Raw genomic sequence first — 19,186 nt, 5'->3', positions numbered from 1 at the left:
GAGCACCCGCGCAAGTCAACTACAAAAACAATGCAAAATCCCAAGAAAATAAGATTGAGAAGCATAAAAAATCCCTTAAACAACCTGAAATTTAAACCTATTAACCTCACAGCCCTCAACTGCATATAACTTACCTTCACTTACCGATAGCACTAGCTGATTAATTTCTCGCAATTATTTTTCGGTCAATGGGTTTTATGAGTTAACTCGGGTTACACTCAGAGGCGACTCTAGTTTAAGGATGACACGATGAAAAAATTAACTGCATTTTGGCTCTTTTGCCTGTTTATTATTTTTACCCAGCCCGCTTTCGCCGAACTGACACCGGCTTTGTGGCAGGTGGAAAAGCAGGGAAAAACCTCGTACTTATTCGGCACAGTACATGTTGGCGACACCAGCATGAAGGGCCTGCCACAAAAGATAGAAAAAGCCATAAGCAACAGCGATGCTGTGGTGGTGGAAGTTGATTTAACTGCCCTGTCTGCGGTGCAAATTCAACAGCGCTCCATGCCGTTTTTAATGCTGCAAAATGGCCGTACTCTGGACTCGGAGCTAAGCCCGCAAAGCTACCAGAAGCTGGACCAATACTTTGGCGAAAAAAATATTAATATCAAGATGTTTTCCTCGTTAAAACCCTGGGCCGTGCTACTGACAATGATGCAGATTGAGCTGCAAAATGCCGGTTATTCAGACGAATTCGGCATAGATAAGCAAGTACTGGCCAGCGCCAAACAAAAAAACAAGGCCATTATCGAGCTGGAATCTCTCGAACAACAACTGGAAATGTTTACCGTACTAGAAGAGCATTCGGACCTCATGGTTGCCGATACCTTCCGCCAGCTCAATCAATTTGATGAGAGTTTTTTACGTCTGATCAACGGCTGGAAAAAGGGCGAAACATCCGTGCTCACCGAGGCCTATGAACAGTCCTTTGACGACTCCGAATATGGCCAGCTTAATGAACATGTACTCTTAATTGAGCGCAACCATAAGTGGATAAAAAAATTGGAAAAAACACTGCAGGAGCAATCATTATTTATCGCCGTTGGCGCCCTGCATCTGGGTGAAGAAAACGGCTTAATCAAGCTGCTACAGGCACAAGGTTTTAAGGTCTCGCGCATCTAATTTCAAACCCATGCGCGCCAAACAACATGGGGAGGCGTGAAAATTTGTGTCGCCATGGGCGTTGACAGCGTGGCATGGAAAGTGTTTGAATAAAAAAGCACCCTATTGATTCGGCCATTTAGATGGCCGCAAGGGCTAGAAGAGGTGCGTCATCCAGGTAGTTATGATGAGGAGAGCAAACTCCAACGACTCATAATGAGGGGGATGTACGCCGAGAGGTGAGGTAAATTGCTTAATACTCCCTCGGGCGCTTGGGTTGAATCCCGGCGACTGTCACCAATAGCACACATTGCTATATATTTGGTGGAGAGCTTCTGGTCTTAACATAACAGGCCGGCAGGCTTTGTTACGTCTAAGCCCATTCGCTCTTCGAATTTAACCTGTTCGAGTCGGCGAATGCGGAAACCACTTCCCTTTGTTGCTCTCGAACTCGCACTAAGTTCGGATGAGATGACAACTACTCAATCGTTATCACACACTGTGCTGTGGACAGCACTGATCACCCCGCTGCTTGAAGATGGCAGCATAGATTTTGACGCCCTAAGCGCGCTGGCACAAGAACAAGCGGCAGCCGGTAATGGCGTGCTGATCCTGGGCTCTACTGGCGAAGCCCTGGCCCTGGATGTGGCCGAGCAACAAGCCGTGGTGCAACACATTTGCGCCCTGGAACTAAACACCCCGATTATGGTCGGTGTAGGTGGCTACAACCTTGAAGCACAGCGCCAATGGCTGGCCTTCTGTAATGACTACCCGATAGACGCTTATTTGCTTGGCGCTCCCTTGTATGCCAAGCCCGGTCCGGTAGGACAAGAGCTCTGGTTTCGCGCTCTGCTTGATGCCAGCAAACACCCCTGCATGCTTTACAACGTCCCCGGCCGCGCCGCGGTCAGCCTGGACCCACAGGTACTCGGCAAGTTGCAAGATCACCCGCGCTGCTGGGCACTGAAAGAAGCCAGCGGCAGCATCGACTGCTTTGAGCAATATCGTCTTGCGGCACCGCAACTGGCTATTTTTAGCGGCGACGATGCATTGATCCCCTATTACGCTCAGGCCGGCGCCGCCGGTTTGGTCTCGGTTGCTGCCAACGTGTGGCCGCAAGCAACGCACCGTTTTGTGCAGTTAAGCCTGCAAGGGCAAAGCCACAATGCCTTTTTGCATTGGCGCGAGGCGGTGGCGGCGCTCTTTCATGTCAGCAACCCTATTCCGACAAAGTGCTTGTTACACGCCCTTGGGCGCATCAATACGCCAACTCTGCGCGCCCCGTTAACTCATGCGGAGCTAAGCGATTTACAACCACTTTTACGCGTACACGACAGCATCACATCTTGGCATTCAACACAGGTTTAATATTTTCATGAGCTGGTTAGAACTTCTTAATAATTTAGAAACGGGCGCCGTTCGCGCCGCATCACAAGACGAAAATGGTCAATGGCAGGCCAATATCGAGGTTAAGCAAGGCATTCTTGAAGCCTTTAAAAACGGCACCAATACCGAATTCCCCGGCGGTTTTGTCGATAAAGACAACCTGGCACCGCGCGGTTTTAGCGCCGAAGACAATGTTCGCATGGTACCGGGCGGTACCTCGGTGCGTCGCGGCGCCTATGTGGCCCCTGGCACCATCATAATGCCACCGGCCTATGTCAATATTGGCGCCTTTGTCGATGAAGGCACCATGGTCGACAGCCATGCGCTTGTGGGCTCTTGTGCTCAGGTGGGTAAAAATGTGCACCTTAGCGCCGCGGTGCAACTCGGTGGCGTATTAGAGCCTATCGGTGCCAGCCCTGTGGTGATCGAAGACGACGCCTTTATTGGCGCCGGCTGCGTTATCGTTGAAGGCGTGGTCGTGAAAAAAGGCGCAGTACTGGCGCCGGGTGTGCGCCTAAGTGCCACCATTCCGGTGTACGACTGTGTCAATGAGCGCCAGCTCAACAAGGGGGAACCCATCCCGGAAAACGCCATAGTGATCCCGGGCTCACGTCCAAGCTCAAGCGCCTGGGGGCGTGAACAAGGCCTGTCGATGAGTTGTGCCCTAATCGTGAAATACCGCGATGAGCAAAGCGATGCATCACTCGCGCTGGAAGAGGTATTACGCTAATGCTTCCTGTCGGTACCGAATTGCAAACGCACCTTGAGTGCATCGCCCAAGAGCAGATGGAGCCATGCTTTGTCTACGATCTTGACGCCTTACGCCAGCACCTGGATAAGCTGATGGCCCAAGACGTGGTCAAGCTCTGGTATGCGGTAAAGGCCAACCCCTTGTCGCGTATTATCCGCACCCTGGCCAAAGCGGGCTTTCAGTTTGACGTGGCCAGCAGTGGCGAATTGCATCAGGTACTGGCACAACAAATTAACCCGGAGCAGGTGTTGAATACCGGCCCGGCGAAATCAAAGCGACAAATCGATGAGTTTATCGCCCTTGGCGTGCGCACCTTTGTGGCGGAAAGCCTTAATCAGGTGCGCTGGCTAAACCAAGCGGCACAGACGCATAAGGTACAGCTTAAGCTGCTACTGCGGGTGCAATTGCGCTGGCCCAAGGGTGAAAAAAACCCCTTGGGCGGTGATACCCTCACCCCTTTTGGTCTCGACCCGCAGCAGTGGTACGGTCTGTATCTAGCGGACTATCCGGCACTGACCTGTATCGGCGTGCATATTTTCCAATGGGGCAATATGCTTAGCGCCGACAAGCTATTACATCTGTGGCAACAAATGCTACCGCCACTTCAGGCCCTAAGTGAGCAGCTTGGCTTTGCCATGCAGGTGCTGGACTTAGGCGGTGGTCTGGGCGTGCCCTATGACGACGAAAGTGAGCCCCTGGCCTGGCAGGATGTACTGACGGCGCTTGAGCAAATCAAGCGCGAAAGCGGCGTGCAGGAACTATGGATGGAGCTAGGTCGTTATGCGGTGGCCGAATGTGGCTATTACCTCAATCCCGTAGTCGAGCAAAAGGAAAACTATGGCGAGCAGCAGTTAATTGTCAGCGGTGGCATCAATCACGTACTGCGCCCTGCAGTGGCCGGCCAGGCTTTCCCTTGCGCCCTATTGCGAACAAGTACAGCGCCGACCCGGGCCTTCAATATTCACGGTCCCTTATGTACGGCATTGGATTCTTTGGGCACGCACATGCTCCCCGAAGATATTAACGAGCAAGACTGGCTGGTATTTTTTCAGGCCGGCGCCTATGGCTTTACCGAGAGTATGCCGTTTTTCCTCTGCCACCCGCTGGCGGCCGAGTATGTAATAGCCGACGGCAATTTGCACCTTTTGCGCGAAAGCGCTGCGCCCAGTAGTTATTTGAGATAGTCGCATGAACAAAATTGAGCAACAAAATATTCAGGTTGGTGAAATCGCCAATGGTTTACCCCTGACCATTCCCGTGTACCGCCTAAAAGGCGATGGCAGTGGCAAGAGCGTCTATATTCAGGCCAATATGCATGGCGCCGAGGTACAGGGTAATGCGGTTATTTATCAGCTGCTTGAGCAACTTAAAAACTTAGGGTTACGGGGCGATATCACCCTGGTGCCTTATGCCAACCCCATCGGCTGTAACCAAAAGTCGGGGGAATTTACCCTAGGTCGTTTCGACCCCATTACCGGCGTAAACTGGAACCGCTTATATCATTACAATACCGAGCTGGTAAGGCGTTTTGCCGAGCAAAGCGACGGCCTGTCCGATCAAGAATTGCGGGACGCCTTTAAAGCGGCCTTGGTTGAGGAAGTGGAGCAGCGTTTAAACGGCCCCCAGCATGCCTTAACTACCGGTAAGCGTATTGCCCTGAATCTACAACGCCTAGCGCATCAGGCGGATATAGTACTCGACCTGCACACAGGTCCTATTTCCGCCAAGCACCTGTATTGCCCCGAGTATGCCCGTGCCAGCGCCCGTTATTTTAATATTGAGCACGTGCTCTTGATCCCCAATGAATTCGACGGCGCCATGGATGAAGCGGCATTTTGCCCCTGGTGGCAGCTGCAAACCCAGCTAAAACGTCAGGACCGCGACTTCGAAGTACCAGTAGAAGCCTACACGGTGGAGCTGGGCTCACAGGAGCGCATTGATTTGACCGAAGCCTTGGACGATGCACAAAGCATACTAAGCTATTTGAATTATCAGGGCGTGTTTGTGGATGCGGCCTATCAGCCTAAAACCATGCAGCGCCACGCCTGTTATCTGAAAGACTATGTGGCCTATTATGCGCCCATGGGCGGGATGATCGAATATCTGGCAGGGTTGGGCGAGCACCTGAAGGCGGGTGATGCCTTTGCCCGCATTCTTCGAATGGAGCGCTATTTAAGTGAAGAGCCACTTCATACCCTGCGTTTCGACCAGGATGCCATCGCTATTTTGCACTTTGCCTCGGCCAGTGTGAATCAGGGCACCGAACTCTACAAATTCTTTACTAATACCTTCGAGTTATAGGGTCTGTTGACCTTTGCTGTTTGTTTCTGCAGCAGTTTGTAGCGAATTTATACAAGGCGGTACATGTGTGGTGTAGTTGTTCTACATGAACATGTAACAACACAGTAGAAATACGCTGCAAGCGCTGCCCTATGGGTTCATCTAAACGCATCCTGCTCTGTGTTGCTCGCTATGTACATAGAATGACTATGCAGCATAACGAGCGTCGTGATCAGAATGCGTTTAGATTGAACATAAAGAAAACCGCAAAGATAAACAGACCCAACCGATTGCGTGAGAGTCAGTGAGAGGTACTCACTGCTAATGGGCGGCCTAGCCGCCCATTTTTTCAGCCTAAATTCACGCAAGTGCTGCGAAAGTATCGCACTAACAGTATAATTCCTTGTACCTTATACAATTAAATAACAGGTAAGTTATGGATTGGCGCTATCTTATTGCCGGTTTAGCCACGAGCACACAGCTCTGGGCCGCTCAACCGGAAGCTGAAGAAAAAAGTTACCAGCAAGAAGAACTCAATATCGTTAAGCAATGTATTCTCAATGAAGCCATTGCCGGAGATGGCGAGCAAACTCTCGCCCAGTTGCGAGAAAAATGCACTGCACTTGAGGTAAGCAAACAACTCAGCGCCATAGATAAACGCAAGGCTCGCGAGCAGGTGACGGAAAAAAACCGTAACGTGATAACCCCGCACAATCGAAACTATATTTTGCCCGTCACCTATATCAAGCATCCCAACGAGGAGCCCTTTGGTGCTGATCTTGAAAACCTCTCCACAAATGACGAGGGCGAAAACCTAGATAACGTCGAAATTAAATACCAACTTTCGCTTAAAGTTCCAGTTTTCGACGATTTTAGCGACAAGGATCAGGCCGTTTATTTCGCCGTCACCCTGCAATCGTACTGGCAGTTTTATAACGACGATATTTCCTCGCCGTTTCGCGAGACCAACTATGAGCCGGAAATTTTCTGGATTAACTACCTGGATGAAGAAAACGTCTGGTGGGGCGATGAGCTTGCCGTAGCTTTGGGGATTTCTCACCAGTCTAACGGCCGTAGCCAGCCTTACTCGCGCTCCTGGAACCGCGTCTATGCCAACTTTATTTGGGAACAAAACGGCTATGTATTTAGCTTCAAGCCCTGGTACCGCCTTCCCGAAGACGAAAAAGACGATCCGATGGAAGCCAAGGGCGATGATAACCCGGATATTCACAAGTACATGGGTTACTTTGAGTTTCGCGGAGTGCGCCGCTTTGAAGACCACGAGGTCAGCTTTATGCTGCGCAATAACCTAAACTCGGACAACCGTGGTGCCTTACAGCTTGATTGGTCCTTCCCGCTTTGGGGCCGCCTGCGTGGCTATGCCCAATACTTCAACGGTTATGGCGAAAGCATGATCGACTATAACGCCGATATCGAACGCTTTGGCGTGGGTATCCTGTTGACTGACTTGCTGTAAAAAGCAGCCATTATCATTAAAAAAGCCAGCATTATGCTGGCTTTTTTGTCGATATTATCGAGTTAACGAGGTAAAGGCTATTTCGCTATAACAACAAAGCGCCCTTCAAACTCGCCAACCAGGGTGTCGCCATCATAAATCTTCACCGGTACCTTATAACTGGCTTTACCATCACTTTCCAGCTGCTCAAAGCAACCTTCACATACCTGTTGATCTACATGCGCTCTGGGCAGTGACTTAATTGGCTTGAGGTATTTAATATTGGCGTCGGCTAAAACAATGTCGCCCTCTTTACCTGCCTCTCTCAAGGCAAGATAAGTGGCCCCCCATCCAGCCAGGGTTGCCATGGAATACACTGAACCGGCAAACATGGTGTTGTGCACATTGATATTGGCATCCAGATCGGCCACCACACTAAACTGCCAATCCGTGTAGGATTCCACCTTAATGCCCATCTTATCGCTGATGGGGATGGATTCACGCCAGGTATTTTGCAGCACCTGAGTCCAGTCCGGGTGACGGAACCAACCGGGCTCGCTGGGGCGTTGCTTAACCATGCGCCAATGCTGCACATCGCCAAAAGCCAAATGCGCTTTTTCTTTTAATTCATAGCCATGACGCCTATAGAATTCAAGTGCTCGCTCGCGGGCAAAGAGCACCAACTCATCGGCATTTTGCGTCCAGGCAATCTTCTCTAATTCATGTAATAAACGGCTGCCTAAATGCTGGCCTCGGTGCTCTTCAGCCACCGCCATATAGCGCACCTGAGCCTGCTGGCCATTGTTAAAATGTAATCGGGCGACGGCAAGCACCTCACCTTCTTTATTTTTAATAAAGCGATGTTCTGATTCCTGCTCTAAATCATCCTGCTCACTGCCACGAGGCTGATCCCAAGGCGCTCGTAAAACCTGCCAGCGCAGTTGGTAATACGCCTGCCAATCATCACTACTTTGTGGGGTGGTTACCTGGAACATACTTCCTCCAATCACTTTTTTGCCATCCACCTTACAAGATTTAACGCTTAGGGCAAATAACACTAAAGCACAACTAGCCAAACAAGCGTAAATGATTATGCACGGCTAACAGTATGGGTCTATGCTGAGCTAATGAAAGCTGCACTTATACACAATGATGCCGCATCCAGGCACTTTATTACCAATTGCGCCCACCTGGGGCATTTACTTTATTGGTATCGCCAAGGGGGCACCCGCCTTGAGGTGCGACAACAGCAAGAGTTTCGCTGGCTGTTGCTCAATCACACCCTGCAATCCGTCATTGTCGCCAATCAACCACAAAGATTACTGCTCCCCCATCTGCATATCCTGGCCCAATACTGGCAAACCCTTAAAAAGCCGCAAAGGGTGCTGGAGCTGGGCCTCGGCGGCGGCGCCATTCGTAATTACCTGCAATACTCTTATCCCGAGGCCGAGCTGGTGTCGGTGGAGCATAATGCCCAGGTGATCCACTGCTACAAACGCTTTTTTAGTGCCGGGCAAAGCGACAACCTCTGCTGCCTTGATGCCGAGCAAGCGCTTAACCGCTGCGGTCGTTTTGATTGGTTGATCTTGGATTTATTTAGTGAGCTGGATGCGCCGATGTTTTTATTCCAGCAGCGCTTTTACGAGCTTTTGAGTGCAGCATTGGCGCCGCACGGATATGTTTTTATTAACTTTCTAGCCCATCATCACAGCCAGTTAACACGCTTAGAACAGCTGCTTGCAGCCACCTTTGGCAAGGCGGCAAAAGTTATTACTGTGCCCGGCTACGCCAATCATTTGCTCTTTATCAGTCGCTAAACCGTTAGGTTAAAAGTGACCGGACCATCATTGGTTAAACTCACCTGCATATCTGCCGCAAACTGGCCGGTGGCTACGCTGATCCCTTGCTCCTGCGCCTTGGCGACAAAATATTCATACAGGTGGGTAGCCTGATCTGGAGTTGCGGCACTGGAAAAACTCGGGCGCATGCCCTTTTTCGTATCCGCTGCCAGGGTAAATTGCGACACTACCATAAGCTGGCCGCCTATATCCTTAAGGCTGAGGTTCATCTTGCCCTGCTCATCGGTGAAAATCCGGTAATTGCTGACCTTGTGCAGCAACTTATCCGCCTGGGCTTCGTCATCGGCTTTCTCTACCCCAAGCAACAATAAAATGCCCTGGCCTATTTCCCCGACTAGCTTGCCTTCCACTTCCACTTTGGCGCCACTTACACGCTGAATTAATCCTTGCACTAAGACCTCTTTAACTGCAGATACAAATGGTCGGTCGCCCGACATAGAGCCTGACAATATACCTCATTTTCGAGAGTGCAACCAAGCTCGGCGACTATCTGCAATTGGGCCTGAAGCGCATTTGCCAAACGCTGTGCCTGGGCAAAGGAGCAGCGTAAATCATAACGGCCATGAACCATATAAGTTGGCATCTTGTTGAGGCTGTAAGCCCCTTTCAGCAACTGCTCTTCCGCTAAGAAAAAGCGGTTCACCCGATAGTGCAGATGCAATTTTGTCAGCTGCAGATGATTATCATGCTCCATGGTTTGCCGCCCCAATTGCTGCTGCCAGGCTCCCCAAGCTTTGGCGGCTTCTATTTGAACCAGCTCATTGGCATCGAAAAGGCGTTGATAGTAGTCATCTACCAACTCGTCCGGGGCAAGCAGTATTGGATTAAAGAGGTGATACTGCTGCGGATAAAATTGTGCCGCCGCCCCAGATGAGCCCAAGCTCCATGCACAATCCTCGCGGGTACCTAATAAGCTCGCCCATAACAATAACGCGGACACCTGATGAGGATGCGCTAAGGCAAAGCTCAGCGCCAACATGGCGCCAAAACCTTCACCGGCAAGAATTACACGGCTTAAACCGAAATGCTCACGTATTAGCTCCAGATCGGCAATCAATAAATCAAGATTGTTGTGCTCGCAGGTATGCGGGGTGGAGTTACCACCGCCGCGCTGGCTGTAGAGAAAGATACGATAATGACGGGGATTAAAATAGGCACAAGGAGCGCGATTAAGGCCTGCACCGGGGCCATCATGGCAGACAAACACAGGAAAACCGTCGCGATTACCATGCTCTTCAATTTCGAGTTGGTGGCCATGAGCCACGGCAAGATGATAAACCTGCCGCGGCGCGTCTATAGGATAGCTGAACGCCATGCTCACTCCTTGCGAGCGGCAACCTCCTCGGCAACGATATCGTCAATGGGTGGCCGACTCACACTAATACATACGGTAAATTCCGCGCCCAGCAAGACCACAATCCACGACAGATAAACCCAGACAAACAAAATAGGCACGGTAGCCAAGGCGCCATATATCAGTTCGTACGAGGGAAAATGACTGATATACAGTGCAAAGCCTTTCTTAGTCAGCTCAAACAGCAGCGCCGCAAAAATAGCGCCGGGGATCGCCGCCCTAAAGGGAACGCGGGTGTTAGGTACTAGAGTATAGAGCATTATAAAGCCCGCGGTGGACATCACATAAGGCAGCGACTTAATCACAAAGCCGCTGAACCCGGGGATCCCTTCATCGGCAAAGGACACCAGAGACACTATATAAGACGTCGCGCCTATGCTTAGACCAAGCAGCACGGGGCCAAGGCTGAGCACCATCCAATAAACGGCGAAGGAAATCATCGCCGGGCGCTTTTTCTTAATGCGCCAGATACGGTTTAAGGTGGCATCTATATTGCGAATCAAAAACAGCGCCACAACCGCCAAAAAGCTTATCCCCACCGCGGTCATCTTATTGGCATTACCAGTAAAGGCACCTATATGCTCTTTGATCACATCCGTAGAGGTAGGCACCATGTTAGTGAAGATAAAGTTTTCGATATTAATACGTATGTCTTCAAAGCCGGGAAAGGCGGAAAAAATAGCCACACCCACCGCGATTAAAGGCACCAGGGATAATAAGGTAACATAAGCCAGGTAGCCGGCATTCACGGCGATCTGGTCTTCACCACACCGGGTAAAAAAGTAGCGCCACCAGCGCGGCTGAGCTTTAACCCAAATTGCCAAGGTTGTTTTTATTTTGTCACTATCCCACTTCATTACGAACTCAAAGAAGAAAATCTTTTGCTTATCATAGCAATCAGCCACATAATTTACAGTATCAAGTTTAGAGACAGGACACTCAAATGCTCAAAAAAATAGCCCTAGCGACGGCTTTTCTCTCCCTTAGCGCATGCCAATCTGCCTACTATTCGGCCATGGAATCCGTAGGCGTACACAAGCGCGATATTCTTGTCGACCGGGTTGAAGAAACCAAGGAATCGCAACAAGAGTCTCAAGAAGAGTTTCAGTCCGCCCTTGAGCGCCTAAGCACCCTGATCAACTTTGACGGTGGCGATTTGCAAGACGCCTATGAGCAACTGAACGATGATTATGAGGCAAGTTTGGCGGCCGCTGAAGAGGTCAGCACCAATATCGATAAGGTTGAAGATGTGGCCGAAGCCTTGTTTGAGGAATGGGCCGACGAACTCGAAGAATACAAAAGTGCGTCTTTAAAACGCGAAAGCACGAAAAAGCTGCGCGCCACTGAGCGTCAGTTTGCCCAGTTGCTGCGCTCCATGCGTGCCAGCGAAGCAAAAATGCAGCCGGTGCTGGAATCGCTGCAAGACAATGTGCTTTATCTGAAGCATAACCTGAATGCTCAGGCCATTGCCGCCATCAAGGGCGAATTTGCCAACCTGCAGCGCGATATCAAGGTGCTAATAGATGATATGAACCGCTCTATCGCCGACTCTAACCGCTTTATCGAGCAAATGAACCAGGGTTAAGCCTGATACTAATTCACTTAAATAGCGAATCATTCTAGCGGGCTAAATGTTGTGCTCACATACTTAACAGAATTGGTATTAAAAAAAGGAGTCTTACGACTCCTTTTTTACTTTTATCGGCTAATTAGCTTGCGCTTTCACTGGTTTGACCGCAGCCACCGCAACATGAATCCTTCTCACTTTCTTGCAGTTCTGCGCCCGCGAAGGCCGGGGAAGCTCCCCCTACAGTCACAGGCAAGGCTTCATCCTTATCTAGGCCAAAGACCCCTTTAACCACCTGCCAGGTAACCGCAACGGCACCAATAATGAATACCACATCGCCAATGGTACGGATCCAACGCAATGCCACCAAGACATCGCTTTGTAATAATGCCTCTGAGCGGGCATACCACAGACCTTGAGAAGCGCTAGCATAAAATTGAATTAAGCCCACAGGCAGTAAACTGGTAAACAACATTAGAGCAAGGCCTGTATTCATCCACCAGAATGACGTTTTCATCAGCTTTTCATCAAACTGCATGCTTGGGCGGATATAGCGCAGTACCAACAGGGTAAAGCCCAGAGCAAGGAAACCATACACGCCAAATAGTGCTGCATGAGCATGCGTTGCCGTAGTGTTTAAGCCCTGCACATAGTACAAGGAAATAGGCGGATTGATGGCAAAGCCCAGCACGCCCGCGCCCAACATATTCCAAAATGCCACGGCAATGAAGAACATCAAGGGCCACTTTACGTTTGCCATCCAAGGGCTACGTTCTTTCAGCTTGTACTGCTCCCACGCCTCATGACCTAGCACTATCAAGGGCACTACTTCCAGCGCACTAAAGGTTGCACCAACCGCCATCACAGGTGTGGTTGTGCCTGAGAAATACAAGTGGTGGAATGTACCGGGCACGCCTCCAAGCATAAAGAGCGATGCAGACGCCAAAGAAGCTATTGTTGCAGAGCGCTTAGAAACCAAGCCCATGCTGTGGAAGATAAAGGCCAATGCCGCAGTTGCGAACACCTCAAAGAAGCCTTCAACCCAAAGGTGGACAATCCACCAGCGCCAGTACTCCATTACCGAGATATGGGTGCGTTCACCATAGAAGAAACCGGCACCATAGAATAAGCCAATAGCCACTACCGAGGCGCAGAATAAAGCCAACAGGTTTTTATCACCTTCTTGCTTAAACACAGGAAGAATCGCTCGCAACATCAGTACCAGCCAAAAGACTATGCCGGTAAATTTACCTATCTGCCATAAGCGACCCAGATCTACAAACTCATAACCCTGATGCCCTAACCAGAAGTTTAAATGCGCAGGCATAATTTGTGCGATAGCCAGGTAGTTACCAACAAATGAGCCAACGACAACGACCACTAAGGCCCAGAATAAGATATCTACCCCCAGCTTTTGGTATTTGGGGTCACGCCCACCATTGATAATGGGAGCGAGGAAAAGACCGGCAGCCAAAAACCCGGTTGCTATCCAAAACAGTGCTGCTTGAATATGCCATGTACGCACTAGGCTGTATGGGAACCATTGTGATGTTTCAATGCCATAAAAGCCCTGCCCTTCGACCGTGTAGTGTGCCGTAAAGCCACCCAGTAAGACCTGGAAAGTAAATAAGGACACCACCAGAAATAGATACTTACCCAAAGCTTTTTGCGATGCTGTTAGGGAAAATGATGCTATGGGGTCTTGCTTAGGCGGAGTCGGTGCTTCTTCATCTTTATGCAGGAAGGACCAGGCCCAAACGAGCGCACCAACACCGGCGATCAGCAAGATAACGCTAACAATCGACCACACCAGGTTTTCCGCAGTGGGTTCATTATCGATCAGCGGCTCATGAGGCCAGTTATTGGTATAAGTAGACGAACCATCGGGGCGCTCTGTGGCCGCAGCCCAAGCCGTCCAAAAGAAGAACTCGGTGAGTTTTTCGCGACGCTCTGCACTGGGCAAAGTGTTTTCTTTCATCGCATGATGTTTACGGGTTTGCTGTAATAACGGGTCGCCACCGAACAGCGCATGGTAATAAGCCGCCGTTTGCTCAATGGCAGCCAGGCGACGGGAAGACAGAGTGACCGTACCCGTATTTTGATCATAGGTATTGGTCCTGTACTCTTTTTTAAGTGCCCAGAGTAAAGGCTGTTGTAGCTCTTCAGACAGGTCATCAAAGCTTACTCCATGCGCCTCTTGAGCAGCAATATCCAGCCACTGGACGAGTTCACGATGCAGCCAATCGGCGGTCCAATCTGGCGCCTGATAGGCACCATGCCCCCAAATTGAGCCGAGTTGCATCCCCCCAACCGACTGCCAGGCCGTCTGCCCATCTAAAATCGCATCCTTAGAGGTGTAAACCTGACCATCCTGACTAACAAACTGCTCGGCAATAGGCGGCGCAACACGATAAACCTCACGACCAAAATAGCCGAGAATGGCGAAAGTAACGGCGAGCACCCCAAGCAGCGTCCACCACAGTTTTTTATATTCTCTCATCGTCTTTCTTCCTTAAACCCTAGTGAATAAGGTCTTGTTTTCAAAGTTAATTCGGTTAGCGAATAAAAGAGCTGCAACCCTGGGTATAGGGTCGACGGGCCAACTCAGATAAGCTTCCAACGGAACCTCAATAACATGCATTCAAAATGAATCTTAAGGAAGTTTACACATCACAACCAAAGATGTAAAATAAATACATGTTTAAATATCATCAAAGGCGCTTTGACGCTAAGGTCTTTCGTTAATGAATATCACCCGCTTTACCGATTATTCGCTGCGCACCCTGATCTATGCAGCCTTGCATCAGGACGAGACGGTCACCATACAGGCGGTGGCCGATAAGTATCAGATCTCCAAAAACCACCTGATGAAGGTGGTGCAGGTGCTGAGTAATAAGGATTACCTCACTGCCACCCGAGGTAAAAATGGCGGTATTCGCCTAAGCCGCGAGCCGGCGCAAATCAATATAGGCGAACTGGTGCGCCTGCATGAGCAGGACTCGACCCTGGTAGAGTGTTTTGGTGCAGATAATCACTGCGTGATCTCTCCCGCCTGCCAGCTTAAGGGGATTTTGGCGCAGGCCATGGAGTGCTTTTTTGCCCATTTAGATAATTTCACCTTGGCCGATTTGGTGAATTCGAACACGGATTCAGAGCTCAAACAGTTACTACAGATAAGCGAACCATCTAAATTTTGAGATAACAAAGAGAGGACGTCATGGCGGTGTTACTACCCAGTGGACAAATTGCAGAACCCGATGAAAAGGCCCGTGGTTGGGCCTTTATGCGCTTAGCGTTTCGACCGCTATTTTGGCTTGGCGCCCTGTTTGGCATGCTCAGCATAATCACCTGGAGCCTTACCTATACGGGTCACCTAGCGTTTTCACCTTATGGCGGCGGCTATTTCTGGCATACCCATGAAATGCTGTTTGGCTTTGCCGTGGCCATTATGTCGGGCTTTTTATTGACCGCGGTGCAGAATTGGACCGGAGTGCCCAGCATTAAGGGCAAGCCCTTGGCGGCCCTGGTGTTACTCTGGTTAAGTGCGCGAATACTGATGGCCCTGCCCGGTTCATGGGTCCCCAGCGCCCTAGTGATTGCCGTGGATATCGCCTTTCTACCCGCCGCGGCACTGTGTTTTGCCTTACCCATTATCAAGGCTCAGCTAGTGCGCAACCTGTTTTTTGTGCCCCTGTTACTAATGATGGCAGCTCTTAACCTGTTAATGCACTTATCCCAGCTTCATTGGGTAGCGCTTAACTTTATTACCCTCAGCCATACCATGGTGTTAATGGTGGCCTTGGTAATGGTGATTATCGGTGGTCGGGTATTCCCCATGTTTACCGCTAATGGCACACAAACTCCAAAAGTAGACAATATCCTGTGGCTGGATAAGGCCGCTATCATCTCGGTATTGGTGTGCGCTTTGCTGACCCTGATCAACAGCGAACAAGGTATTGCACTGCAAGGTATGGCCTTTATCGCTGCGGCCTTGATTAACTTTGTGCGCGCCTGGCGCTGGCGAATCTGGGTTACCTTTGGGACCGCCTTAGTATGGCCGCTGCATCTCAGCTACTGGGCCATTTGTATTGGCCTGTTGATGCTGGGGCTGATGAGACTGGAAGTATTAAGCAACCCTTCTTTGGCCTATCATGCCATTACCGTTGGCGGCATGGGATTAATGATATTGGCTATGATATCTCGGGTGTCTCTCGGTCATACCGGACGCATGATCAAGGTAGGCTGGGTGATCAATAGCGCCTTTATCGCCCTGTTTAGCGCCTTTGTGGTCCGGGTGTTTGCGCCCCTGGTGAGTGACCAGTATCAAAGCCTGATCTTGGTGTCTGCGCTCTTGTGGACCCTTGCCTACCTGATTTATATCATCGCCTATGCCCCCGTGGTATTTAAGCCCCGCGTGGATGGCCGCGATGGTTAAGCATGGCATAAACAAGACGGCGTCAATACGCCGTCTCTGCCTAACGCTTTTTCCTTCGCCCATTTAAGATAGAGGTTATGGTCAGCATCACGCCGCTGACAAAAGCAAACACAGCGATAAAGGTCAACACACCGTTTATCGTCCTTGGGTGTTCAATCACGGTACTATGGAAAAACACCCGTCTTCCACCATCAACCTGCTCTTCAAATTTTATCCCTAGCATATCAAAACTGTATCTATAGGTTTTATCGGCTCGCAGAGACATTTCCTTTCGCTTTTTATCCACTTCTACGTGGTCTTGCTCATCAGGTATTAAATGGCGCCACCTTGAAAAAACATCGTCCGGCTCAGAGTCTTTTATAACCCCTTGCGACTCGTAAACGATTTGTCGCTCCGGGAACAGTAAGGCATTGTGGGCGCAATAAAAAAGTGCGCAGCCTAATGCAACCAGGGCGATGGCCCAAATCTGTATCTGTGCTCGGCGGCGCTGTATCGCACTTTGCTGCTGTTGCAGATATTGCTTGGTTTGGGTGATTTGGTTCAGCTGCCCGAGGTCTATGTCTTCACCCCACTGCGCCATAAATTGCTCCAAGGTAAGATTGAATGCACTTAATAAGCGTTCAAAAATATCTTGAGAAGGGGTCGATTTATCATTTTCAATTTTGGATAAATAGCTTTGCTCAATGCCTACCTTGACCGCCAGCTCGGGCTGGCTTAATTGATACTGCTGACGCAAATTTTTTATTGCAGTTCCTAAACTCATTGCTGCTCTCCATGTTAATAGTCAGCTCAAGTCTTTCTAATTCCTTAAAGAATAAGAACATGAATAGTGATGAATACTCAAGAATATTCAATGGGCTACACAAGCATCTAGAAATTAACTGACGTTTGCGGCGACAACTTTTCAAGGCGCACAAAAAAGCCCGCATCAATGTGCGGGCTTTTCATTATTCGCTGTAATTAGCTTTTTTTGCTTTCGCGTGAAGCGCGCTTACGTTCGTTTTCCGTTAGGAAACGCTTACGAATACGAATGCTTTCAGGCGTTACTTCTACTAATTCGTCATCATCGATGAACTCAAGCGCTTGCTCTAGCGTCATCTTGATAGGCGGCACAAGTGTTTGTGCTTCGTCAGTACCTGATGCACGAACGTTGGTTAACTGCTTACCTTTAAGGGCGTTAACAGTTAGGTCATTGTCACGGCTGTGAATACCGATAACCATACCTTCATACACTTCAACACCATGACCGATAAATAGTTTACCGCGCTCTTGTAGGTTGAATAGTGCGTTAGTTAACGCTTTACCTTGCGCGTTAGCAATCAATACACCGTTTTTACGTTGACCAATCTTACCGCCTTTATGAGGACCGTAGTGATCGAATGTGTGATACATCAGACCTGAACCAGACGTCAACGTCATAAAGTCGGTTTGGAAACCGATTAGACCACGGCTAGGAACTATAAAGTCCATACGAATACGGCCTTTACCATCTGGAGACATGTCGGTCATTTCCGCTTTACGCAGACCAAGTTGTTCCATGATTGAGCCTTGGTGCTCGTCTTCACAGTCGATTGTTACTGTTTCATACGGTTCTTCAAGAACACCATCCACTTCGCGAAGGATTACTTCAGGACGTGAAACTGCAAGCTCGTAACCTTCACGACGCATATTTTCAATCAATACGCCTAAGTGAAGTTCACCACGACCTGATACACGGAAGCTATCAGGGTTGTCAGTGTCTTCTACACGCAGTGCTACGTTGTGAACAAGCTCAGCGTCAAGACGCTCGCGGATATTACGTGAAGTCACGTATTTACCTTCTTGGCCAGCAAACGGTGAAGTGTTTACTGAGAAGGTCATGGTTACTGTTGGCTCGTCAACGCTTAACGGAGGAAGCGCTTCAACATTGTTTACGTCACAGATAGTGTCTGAGATTTTCAGCTCACCAAGACCTGTGATAGCTATGATATCGCCCGCAGTTGCTTCTTGCGCTTCGTGACGATCTAGACCCAAGTAAGTCAATACCTGGCCAACTTTACCGTTGCGTGTTTTACCGTCAGCACCGATAACAGTGACTTGCTGGTTCACTTTAACGGTACCGCGCTTGATACGACCAACACCGATTACGCCTACGTATGAGTTGTAATCAAGCTGAGAGATCTGCATCTGCAATGGACCTTCAGGATCAGCATCCGGCGCTTCAACTTCGTTAACGATCGCTTGGAACATAGGTTCCATGTTGTCTGAAGGCTCATCTAAATCTAATGTTGCCCAACCGTTGATAGCTGACGCGTAGATTACTTTGAAGTCTAGCTGTTCGTCAGTTGCACCTAGGTTATCGAATAGATCGAATACTTGGTCCATAACCCAATCAGGACGAGCACCTGGCTTGTCGATTTTGTTGATAACAACGATTGGCTTCAAACCCTGTGCGAACGCTTTCTGCGTAACGAAACGCGTTTGCGGCATAGGACCTTCTTGAGCATCTACAAGAAGAAGTACTGAATCAGCCATCGATAGAACGCGCTCTACTTCACCACCGAAGTCGGCGTGTCCTGGAGTATCTACGATGTTGATGTGGTAATCGTTCCAGTTGATTGCCGTATTTTTAGCTAAGATGGTAATTCCACGCTCTTTTTCAATGTCGTTAGAATCCATCACTCGCTCTTCGTTACCACCGCGAGTTTGCAGTGTGCCCGATTGCTCAAGCAATTTATCAACCAGAGTCGTTTTACCATGGTCAACGTGCGCGATGATCGCGATATTTCTTAACTTTTCGATGCTCATATATCTACTTAAGAGGCAAGCCTCATTGTTCCTAGAGGATCCACGCTCGGCAAACAACTACCTGCGTTGGGTTTAAAAGGGCGCGTATTATCCCTTATAACGTCACTAGATGAAAGTTTATCCAACATTATTTTTCTGTGACTGTGACCTAATTGTCATAACGCACCGTTAGTGTGGATAAAAATCAACCACAGAAAAATCTTAGCA

17 protein-coding genes and 1 riboswitch are annotated in these 19,186 nt (G+C 49.4%); of the genes, 10 read left to right on the top strand and 7 right to left on the bottom strand.

The features are described from left to right. The first annotated feature begins 249 nt into the window (after window positions 1–249). From C2M17_RS02495 to C2M17_RS02470, 6 genes are all read left to right on the top strand, one after another. Window positions 250–1,125 carry a TraB/GumN family protein gene (locus C2M17_RS02495; protein WP_105199305.1) on the top strand — a complete coding sequence of 292 codons (876 nt, stop codon included), beginning with the start codon at window positions 250–252 and terminating at the stop codon, window positions 1,123–1,125. Between the two features lie 131 nt (window positions 1,126–1,256). Next, window positions 1,257–1,447, top strand: a riboswitch (Lysine riboswitch). 128 nt (window positions 1,448–1,575) lie between these two features. Continuing rightward, window positions 1,576–2,472: a 4-hydroxy-tetrahydrodipicolinate synthase gene (gene dapA, locus C2M17_RS02490; protein ID WP_105199304.1), complete on the top strand. Its 897-nt coding sequence runs from the start codon at window positions 1,576–1,578 to the stop codon at window positions 2,470–2,472. Window positions 2,473–2,479: 7 nt separating this feature from the next. Further along, on the top strand, window positions 2,480–3,220 hold the full coding sequence (locus C2M17_RS02485; protein ID WP_105199303.1) for a 2,3,4,5-tetrahydropyridine-2,6-dicarboxylate N-succinyltransferase: 741 nt from the start codon (window positions 2,480–2,482) through the stop codon (window positions 3,218–3,220). Continuing rightward, window positions 3,220–4,425: a PLP-dependent decarboxylase gene (locus C2M17_RS02480; RefSeq protein ID WP_105199302.1), complete on the top strand. Its 1,206-nt coding sequence runs from the start codon at window positions 3,220–3,222 to the stop codon at window positions 4,423–4,425. The genes C2M17_RS02485 and C2M17_RS02480 overlap by 1 nt, the downstream gene beginning before the upstream one ends. Window positions 4,426–4,429: 4 nt before the next feature. After that, window positions 4,430–5,542: a succinylglutamate desuccinylase/aspartoacylase family protein gene (locus tag C2M17_RS02475; RefSeq protein WP_105199301.1), complete on the top strand. Its 1,113-nt coding sequence runs from the start codon at window positions 4,430–4,432 to the stop codon at window positions 5,540–5,542. A 415-nt stretch (window positions 5,543–5,957) separates the two neighbouring features. Continuing rightward, entirely contained in the window at window positions 5,958–6,998 is a 1,041-nt protein-coding gene (locus C2M17_RS02470; RefSeq protein ID WP_105199300.1) for a phospholipase A, read from the top strand. A gap of 77 nt (window positions 6,999–7,075) precedes the next feature. Here the strand turns inward: C2M17_RS02470 and C2M17_RS02465 are convergent, their stop codons facing one another. After that, window positions 7,076–7,972 carry a bifunctional GNAT family N-acetyltransferase/hotdog fold thioesterase gene (locus C2M17_RS02465; protein WP_105199299.1) on the bottom strand — a complete coding sequence of 299 codons (897 nt, stop codon included), beginning with the start codon at window positions 7,970–7,972 and terminating at the stop codon, window positions 7,076–7,078. A gap of 132 nt (window positions 7,973–8,104) precedes the next feature. Here C2M17_RS02465 and C2M17_RS02460 point away from each other — a divergent pair, with 132 nt between their 5' ends. After that, window positions 8,105–8,794 carry a spermidine synthase gene (locus tag C2M17_RS02460; RefSeq protein ID WP_105199298.1) on the top strand — a complete coding sequence of 230 codons (690 nt, stop codon included), beginning with the start codon at window positions 8,105–8,107 and terminating at the stop codon, window positions 8,792–8,794. Here the strand turns inward: C2M17_RS02460 and dtd are convergent. From dtd to C2M17_RS02445, 3 genes are read right to left on the bottom strand one after another with little or no spacing between them, the layout of a single operon-like run. Continuing rightward, window positions 8,791–9,228, bottom strand: coding sequence for a D-aminoacyl-tRNA deacylase (gene dtd / locus C2M17_RS02455; protein ID WP_105199297.1), 438 nt, complete (start codon window positions 9,226–9,228; stop codon window positions 8,791–8,793). The genes C2M17_RS02460 and dtd overlap by 4 nt on opposite strands. Beyond that, the gene (locus tag C2M17_RS02450) at window positions 9,228–10,151 is read right to left on the bottom strand and encodes an alpha/beta fold hydrolase (RefSeq protein WP_105199296.1); all 924 of its coding nucleotides are present in this window, start codon (window positions 10,149–10,151) and stop codon (window positions 9,228–9,230) included. Before C2M17_RS02450 ends, dtd begins: the two co-directional genes overlap by 1 nt. 2 nt (window positions 10,152–10,153) lie before the next feature. Continuing rightward, window positions 10,154–11,047, bottom strand: a complete 894-nt coding sequence (locus tag C2M17_RS02445) for a virulence factor BrkB family protein (protein WP_105199295.1) — start codon at window positions 11,045–11,047, stop codon at window positions 10,154–10,156. An 86-nt stretch (window positions 11,048–11,133) separates the two neighbouring features. Here C2M17_RS02445 and C2M17_RS02440 point away from each other — a divergent pair, with 86 nt between their 5' ends. Beyond that, window positions 11,134–11,775 carry a DUF2959 domain-containing protein gene (locus tag C2M17_RS02440; protein ID WP_105199294.1) on the top strand — a complete coding sequence of 214 codons (642 nt, stop codon included), beginning with the start codon at window positions 11,134–11,136 and terminating at the stop codon, window positions 11,773–11,775. Between the two features lie 124 nt (window positions 11,776–11,899). Here C2M17_RS02440 and C2M17_RS02435 read toward each other — a convergent pair whose 3' ends face one another. Beyond that, window positions 11,900–14,257 carry a nitric-oxide reductase large subunit gene (locus C2M17_RS02435; RefSeq protein WP_105199293.1) on the bottom strand — a complete coding sequence of 786 codons (2,358 nt, stop codon included), beginning with the start codon at window positions 14,255–14,257 and terminating at the stop codon, window positions 11,900–11,902. A gap of 244 nt (window positions 14,258–14,501) precedes the next feature. Between C2M17_RS02435 and C2M17_RS02430 the strand changes: the two genes are divergently transcribed. After that, entirely contained in the window at window positions 14,502–14,954 is a 453-nt protein-coding gene (locus C2M17_RS02430; protein WP_105199292.1) for an Rrf2 family transcriptional regulator, read from the top strand. A 20-nt stretch (window positions 14,955–14,974) separates the two neighbouring features. After that, on the top strand, window positions 14,975–16,192 hold the full coding sequence (locus tag C2M17_RS02425; protein ID WP_199775986.1) for an NnrS family protein: 1,218 nt from the start codon (window positions 14,975–14,977) through the stop codon (window positions 16,190–16,192). A 40-nt stretch (window positions 16,193–16,232) separates the two neighbouring features. Here C2M17_RS02425 and C2M17_RS02420 read toward each other — a convergent pair whose 3' ends face one another. Together C2M17_RS02420 and typA are read right to left on the bottom strand one after the other, a co-directional pair. Next, window positions 16,233–16,955, bottom strand: a complete 723-nt coding sequence (locus tag C2M17_RS02420; protein ID WP_105199291.1) for a helix-turn-helix domain-containing protein — start codon at window positions 16,953–16,955, stop codon at window positions 16,233–16,235. Between the two features lie 197 nt (window positions 16,956–17,152). Next, a complete protein-coding gene (typA, locus tag C2M17_RS02415; protein WP_105199290.1) occupies window positions 17,153–18,979 on the bottom strand; it encodes a translational GTPase TypA in 1,827 nt (608 codons plus the stop codon). Between the last annotated feature and the right edge of the window lie 207 nt (window positions 18,980–19,186).

The sequence above is a fragment of the Pseudoalteromonas sp. T1lg10 genome (assembly GCF_002964545.1).
Classification (GTDB): Bacteria; Pseudomonadota; Gammaproteobacteria; order Enterobacterales; family Alteromonadaceae; genus Pseudoalteromonas.
Note: the sequence above shows the minus strand (reverse complement) of the source record. Positions and strands in the feature narration are given on the sequence as shown.